Genomic DNA, 6,091 nt, shown 5'->3' with positions numbered 1-6,091 from the left:
GTCGGGGTCTCGAAGCCGGCAATCATGCGCAGCACGGTCGTCTTGCCGCAGCCTGATGGTCCGAGGAAGGAGATGAATTCTCCCTTCTCGATTTGGACTGTGAATTCCTCGACAACCGGCAGGCTTCCAAATGACTTGCTAACGTTGATCAGATCAAGAAATGCCATTTGCCAAATGCGCCAGATGTTTTGCTGCTATGCCCAGCAATTGCTTGTCATAAAACTGTCACGAATTGAACTCTTCCGTCAAGCCGAGTGCCTCCCCGGGCAGGTGTCCGCGCTTGTAACGTCGCATCTCGTATGGCCGCGGCAATGGAAATGACGGAATGTTTCGCGCTTCGCTTATGTGCGTGCCTCGCCCCGGCAAGCGGGGCAAGAACATTGTCGCAAGGTAGCTGGTGCGCTCTCCGCCGATCAGGCAACTTCCTCTGACAGCCGTTCAAAGATCGGTTTAAGCCGCCGATGGCGTCCGACCGGCGGATGCTCAATTTCGACGACGCGCCCTGATTTCTTCTGTCGTTTCAGCCATTCACGCAGGATCTCGGCGCTCGTATGGTCAAGATAATGCAGGCGGGCACCCGCGATCCTGATCTTGCGACCCTCGGGAAGCGTTTCCAGCGTGTTGAGCAGGGCAGGAACGTCCTTGCATGTCGCCACGCCCACGAGGTCGAGATGGATGCCTTCCTCATCCTCCAACCGGTCGATGGCAAGTTTGCGACGCAGGTGCGGAAGGATTTCCAATATGGACAGTGCAAGGCCGAGCGCCACGCCGACGAGCAGGTCCTGAAGTACCACCATCGCCACCGTCGCGGTCCAGATCCCAACGGGAACCCAGCCGTGATGATCGAACAGGTGCCGGACGTGGTGGAGACTGATCAGCCGCCATCCTGTCACCAGCAGCACCGCGGCAAGTGCAGTCAGCGGCACCATCGCGAGCAACTGCGGCAGAAATGCCACCAGTCCAAGGATCCAAACACCATGCAGCACGGCCGATGCCCGGCTGCGTGCGCCTGCTTGAATATTGGCGGACGATCTGACGATGACACCCGTGATCGGCAGCGCACCAAGCAGACCGCAAAGCGCATTGCCGATGCCCTGCGCGAACAACTCCTTGTTGAAGCGGGTTCGCACGCCATCATGCATGCGATCGACGGCCGCGGACGACAGTAGCGTTTCCGCACTGGCGATCACCGCGATAACCAGCGTCGTCATAATGATACCGGGCTCGACCATCCTGGCAAAACCATCGAGTGCCGGCAGCGAAATGCTGTCGATGAGAGAGGACGGCACCTCCACCCTGGTGATCGGCAGCTGCATCCCGACCGTCAATATCGTGCCAGCCGCGACCCCCACCAGAGCCCCGGGCACCAGCATGAATGGCTTCGGCCTGAACTTCTCCCATGCGATCATGGCCAGTAGGGAGATCAAGCCCACGAGTAGGGCAACCGATTCCCGGGTCAGTCCGGAGCCCCACACGCGACCGAGGGTCTGCTCCATGGCGGTGACGTTCTCGATGCCTCCGGCAGCAGGTCTTGCCCCCATCAGCACATGGACTTGGCCAAGAATGATGAGGATGCCGATCCCGGCGAGCATGCCGTGGACCACCGCAGGCGAAATTGCGCGAAACCACGATCCAATCTTCAGGAATCCGGCAAGGACCTGCAGCAATCCCGCCACGATGAGCACCGGCCCGAGCATGGCGGCGCCGTATTGCTCGACGAAGCCGAAGACGATCACGGCTAACCCCGCCGCCGGACCCGACACCTGAAGTGGGGATCCGGCCAAAAGGCCGACGACAATGCCGCCGACAATGCCTGAAATGAGACCCATGGCCACCGGAACGCCTGAAGCCACAGCAATCCCGAGGCAAAGCGGTATAGCAACGAGAAACACGACAAGCGACGATGCGAAGTCTCGCGAAAGAACAGAGCTTGACATCATCGGCCTACTCCGCAGCTTGTGGCATCACATGTGGACGACCACGACCGGTGACTGCGACGGGCAAAGGCCTGTCCTCAATGATATCCGTAAACCGAGCGGCCGCACCGTCATAGACCAGCACTTCCCCGGTCTCGATATCAAAAAACCAGCCATGCAGGGTAATGTCATTGGTCGCCAGCTTGGCCGCGACCGAAGGATGCGTGCGCAGATGGTCAAGCTGGACAACGACGTTTTCCATGGCGATGGCGCGAACCCTTTGGCGCTCGGGCAGATCGGCAGGATAGGCTTCGCAAACGATCGAATGGGCCGCATGGCTGTGTTTCAGCCACGCAGCGACATTCGGCATCGGCTTCAGGAGATCGGGGTGGCAAAGCCCTTTCATGGCGCCGCAGTCGGAATGCCCGCACACGATGATATCACGAACGCCAAGTGCAACGACGGCATATTCTATCGCCGATGATACGCCACCATTGGCCGTCGAAAACGGGGGAACGATATTTCCGGCATTCCGGCAGACGAAGAGTTCGCCGGGGCCGGACTGCGTGATCGTTTCGGGCATCACCCGGCTGTCGGCGCAGGAAATCATCAGCGCTTGCGGCTGCTGTCCCTCCTCCGCCAGCTTGCGATAAAGTGCCTGATGGTCTGGAAAGACGGCACCGCGAAAGCTGGAGATCCCTTTGAGCAAATCACCCATTGGCGAGTCCTTGTAATGGGCCGGACGGCGGGCAGGGGGCGTACCCATGCCCGGCGGGTTGGAATGCGCGATCATTTCGCAAGTGCGAGATAGGTGAAGTCGCCGGGAAGAAAATAGCCGACCCGGAATTAGTGTAATCTAATTTATAAAAATCTTGTGAGTGGATTGTGAAATGATTTTAGTCGACGCCCGCTTATCGTGATGGACGTTGAAATCTCAAATTCGTTTCGGTGGAAGTGTCTCCCGATGAGAATCGAACCATCAACCCGTGAGAGCTTTATTCACAATTCAGGTGGTTGGTGAATTGGCTGGGCCATCCACAGATTGACTGGAATCCGCCAACAGCCAGTTCGCTATTCCTTGCCGAGATGAAGCGTTGCCGCCATATAAGTGCCATGACGCTTGATTCGAAAATATTTGTTGGCCTTAAATCGACTCGTAAGAGGTCTGTCCCGCAGAGTGAACCCAGCGGTCCCAGATGCCAATGGGACGGCTGCGAAAAGAATGGTACGCACCGCGCCCCGGTGGGTCGGGATGCAGAAGGCCTGTACCTGTTCTTCTGTCTTGAGCACGTGAAGGAGTACAACAAGGGCTACAATTTCGCGACGGGTCTATCTGACAAGGACATTGCCCGCTATCAGAAGGAAGCGGCCACTGGCGGCCGTCCGACCTGGGGGACCAGCGTCAGTCAGGCGTCCGAAACTCCGCTCCCGGGCAACGTCCGTTCCGGTTCTGCAAAGGCATTGAATGCCCGCAAAACTGCCGCGCAGCGCAAGGCGCAAAAGGCGGATCTCCTGATACGCAAACTCAAGGTGCTGGAAGCAAAGGCATTTGAGACACTCGGTCTGTCGCCAGCTGCAACGCCGGAGGAAATCAAAAGCCGCTATAAGGAAAGGCTCAAAATGCACCATCCGGATGCCAACCAAGGCGACCGCACTTCCGAGGACGAGCTTCGAGCATCGATCGAAGCGCATAAGATCCTTAAACTGAACGGATTTTGCTGAAAGATCTTCCATCCGCTCTTCTCTATTCGGCGTGTTGAGGTCAGGCGCTTTTGAGCGTGCAAGCGAGGCGTTAAATCGAATGAGCGCAAGATTGGCAGAAAGGCGTGTGTGGGACAGCCTCAAGCCTCTGCTCACCGATTGGTGTGCCGCACTTCACACAGGTGCCAAAAGTGCCAGCCTCAATCCGGTCCAAAGCCGCTTGGATAGCTAGGAGCTCCTTCTGTCCGGCCTCGCCGAGTTCTCCCAGGACTTCATCGTTATTTCGCTCTGTCGCACGATCATCATCATCAGGATTGCGGGGCTGCTCGAAATCATACTCAATCGCGCGGAGGCGGGTTTGCAACTCGCGCCGGCGTTGGTCGAGGAGAGCCCTGTACTTTTCGATATATTGCCTCGACGATGAGGGGGACTGCTTTTGCATGGTCATTCTCCAGTCGGCCTCATATTCGTTACCGACCCTTGTTGTTTCCCGGCTCTAGCCGCTGATCGTGAGCAAGCCAACGATCCGACAGTGAAATACCTATCTTCGCTTTCTTTGTTTATTTGGCCACGAGCTGCAACGCAGGTGCCGTAAACCACCAGCTTGAAAAAAACCTAGCGTATCGCGGGTCCATTGCATTGATCGGAATCAAGGTTACCTGCGGTCAGCTTGGGGCCAAGCACCGTCGGTGAGAGCCAACTTGCGCGGTACTATTTATTTAGGCTTGGTGCGCGGTGTTCCTAGAGAAGTTGCTTTCCGCTTCCAGCACTGAAAGCGAGGCAACCGCCTGCACATCTTATCGCTTGCTCCTCGAGCTTGCTCTATGCGCGTACCGAGGTGGTGCAACTGCGAATGCGGATCGACTTCAAGACCGTGCGCCGGACGCGTGGAGACCTTGCAGGACGGCACAGTAACGCCGGAGTTGGAGCGGATCCAAGCTGAGCTGGGTTCCCGTCAGTCCTTTCGAGAAGCTGCTCGTGTGCTTGATACCTTTGTTCCGGCCGCAAGGCCCATAATCATCGATCCGTGAGCAACCAGCTGGTTAAGGTTGCTGATGAGATCGAAAGGTGGAACGTCGCGAGCCCTTATCGGATCAGCCGTGCCAGCAGGTCTCCCGTTTCTGTTTTCATCGATGGCGCTTACATTCGCGCGGTTCCCGGCTATCAAAGCCGGCATTTCGAGGTCGCCATGGGACGGGTTGTGGCGCAAGGCCGAGCACCGCGTCAGTTTGCCGGCGCGTCTCATGTCGCTACCGGCAAGCAGGATATCCTTCGCGCGGCGTTGCGAGCACAAGGATGGCTCCCCGGCCGAGACGTTACTGTTCTCAGTGACAGGGAAGTCGGCTTGCAAAGCATGGCCTGGAAAGGCATCAGACGTCGCCAAGATCTGAACGTCTATCTTCTAGACGTGGCAGTACATGTGCCAAGGCTTCGACATCTGCTTTGGAGTGGATATGTCCGAGAGGCAAGTGAAGCAGTAATGAAGAGGATCGCACAATTGGATCAGCATCCCGGACTGCGTGACGCTGCCGGGAAGCTCAGGCGTCTACGCGAACTGATCAACAATCTTGGCACCTACCTGGTGCAAAACGCAGCTTCGATCGTCAACTACTGCCGGCGATACTGGTCCGGCCTGGCAATATCCAGCGCCCCGGCCGAAAGTGCAGCCAAGAGCCTTGTCAATGCCCGAATGAACAAGAAGCGTCAGATGCGCTGGTCGCCGATTGGCGCTCATCGGGTTCTACAGGTCCGAGCCGCCTTCGCCGATGGTCGTCTCAAGCAGGCAAAGCTCAGTATTGCAGCGTAACCCCCATCTTTTCTCCACTCCGTACACCGCGCCAGGCCAGCGTAGAAAGAAATTCGGGAACCTTTTGCCGGAAGCAGCATCTAATGGCTGTTTCAGATGCCGGAGGCGTCTGGAGTTTTCCCACGGTGGATAGGAGACCAACATGTTCAAGCGACTTCTCACGGCAACTGCGATGGCTGCGGCACTTGCAACTGCGGCGCTTGCAGCCGACAAGCCGACGGATCCGCAGATCGCGCATATCGCCTACACGGCTGGCGAGATCGACATCGCCGCCGCCAAGCAAGCTCTCAAGATGAGCAAGAATGCCGAGGTCCGGCAATTCGCCGAGACAATGGAGCGCGACCATACGGCCGTGAACCAAGAGGCGCTTGCCCTTCTCAAGAAATTGAAAGTCAAGCCCGAAGACAACGACACCAGCAAGTCGCTGTCGTCTGCCGCCAAGATGGAACTGGAAAAGCTCTCCAAGCTTCATGGCGCAGCCTTCGACAAGGCCTATGTCGATAACGAGGTGACCTATCACAAGCAGGTCAACGGCGCGCTTGAGACACTGCTGATCCCGTCGGCTCAGAATGGCGAACTGAAATCGCTGCTGGAGACGGGTCTGAAGCTCTTCAAGGAGCACCAGACGCACGCCGAGCATCTTTCATCGATGGTCAAGTAGGCTCGC

6 protein-coding genes and 1 pseudogene are annotated in these 6,091 nt (G+C 57.5%); 3 read left to right on the top strand and 4 right to left on the bottom strand.

The window, feature by feature from the left end; translation table 11 throughout:
- The 3 genes from FHT28_RS35100 to FHT28_RS35090 form a co-directional block, all read right to left on the bottom strand.
- Positions 1-167 (bottom strand): ATP-binding cassette domain-containing protein (locus FHT28_RS35100; RefSeq protein WP_145676538.1); only part of this gene is annotated, 167 nt, incomplete at its 3' end.
- A gap of 246 nt (positions 168-413) precedes the next feature.
- On the bottom strand, positions 414-1,940 hold the full coding sequence (locus FHT28_RS35095; RefSeq protein ID WP_168598819.1) for a SulP family inorganic anion transporter: 1,527 nt from the start codon (positions 1,938-1,940) through the stop codon (positions 414-416).
- 4 nt (positions 1,941-1,944) lie between these two features.
- Positions 1,945-2,634 (bottom strand): carbonic anhydrase, encoded by a 690-nt coding sequence (locus tag FHT28_RS35090; RefSeq protein WP_037201150.1) that lies wholly within the window; start codon positions 2,632-2,634, stop codon positions 1,945-1,947.
- A gap of 395 nt (positions 2,635-3,029) precedes the next feature.
- On the opposite strand from FHT28_RS35090, the gene FHT28_RS35085 reads away from it, so the two are divergent.
- Positions 3,030-3,638 carry a J domain-containing protein gene (locus FHT28_RS35085; protein WP_047562124.1) on the top strand — a complete coding sequence of 203 codons (609 nt, stop codon included), beginning with the start codon at positions 3,030-3,032 and terminating at the stop codon, positions 3,636-3,638.
- Between the two features lie 70 nt (positions 3,639-3,708).
- Here FHT28_RS35085 and FHT28_RS35080 read toward each other — a convergent pair whose 3' ends face one another.
- Positions 3,709-4,059, bottom strand: coding sequence for a TraR/DksA C4-type zinc finger protein (locus tag FHT28_RS35080; RefSeq protein WP_168598818.1), 351 nt, complete (start codon positions 4,057-4,059; stop codon positions 3,709-3,711).
- Between the two features lie 373 nt (positions 4,060-4,432).
- On the opposite strand from FHT28_RS35080, the pseudogene FHT28_RS35075 reads away from it, so the two are divergent.
- Together FHT28_RS35075 and FHT28_RS35070 are read left to right on the top strand one after the other, a co-directional pair.
- Positions 4,433-5,424, top strand: a pseudogene (locus FHT28_RS35075) (ISKra4 family transposase); the annotation flags it as partial.
- Between the two features lie 142 nt (positions 5,425-5,566).
- On the top strand, positions 5,567-6,085 hold the full coding sequence (locus FHT28_RS35070; RefSeq protein ID WP_168598817.1) for a DUF4142 domain-containing protein: 519 nt from the start codon (positions 5,567-5,569) through the stop codon (positions 6,083-6,085).
- Positions 6,086-6,091 lie beyond the last annotated feature (6 nt).

It is taken from the genome of Rhizobium sp. SG570 (genome assembly GCF_012275345.1).
Classification (GTDB): domain Bacteria; phylum Pseudomonadota; class Alphaproteobacteria; order Rhizobiales; family Rhizobiaceae; genus Rhizobium; species Rhizobium lusitanum.
Note: the sequence above shows the minus strand (reverse complement) of the source record. Positions and strands in the feature narration are given on the sequence as shown.

What these genes read in the sequence shown, in the direction of transcription:
- FHT28_RS35070 (WP_168598817.1), top strand. Translation starts at nt 5,567, where the DNA reads ATGTTCAAGCGACTTCTCACGGCAACTGCGATGGCTGCGGCACTTGCA.
- FHT28_RS35090 (WP_037201150.1), bottom strand. Translation starts at nt 2,634, where the DNA reads ATGGGTGATTTGCTCAAAGGGATCTCCAGCTTTCGCGGTGCCGTCTTT.
- FHT28_RS35095 (WP_168598819.1), bottom strand. Translation starts at nt 1,940, where the DNA reads ATGATGTCAAGCTCTGTTCTTTCGCGAGACTTCGCATCGTCGCTTGTC.
- FHT28_RS35080 (WP_168598818.1), bottom strand. Translation starts at nt 4,059, where the DNA reads ATGCAAAAGCAGTCCCCCTCATCGTCGAGGCAATATATCGAAAAGTAC.
- FHT28_RS35085 (WP_047562124.1), top strand. Translation starts at nt 3,030, where the DNA reads ATGACGCTTGATTCGAAAATATTTGTTGGCCTTAAATCGACTCGTAAG.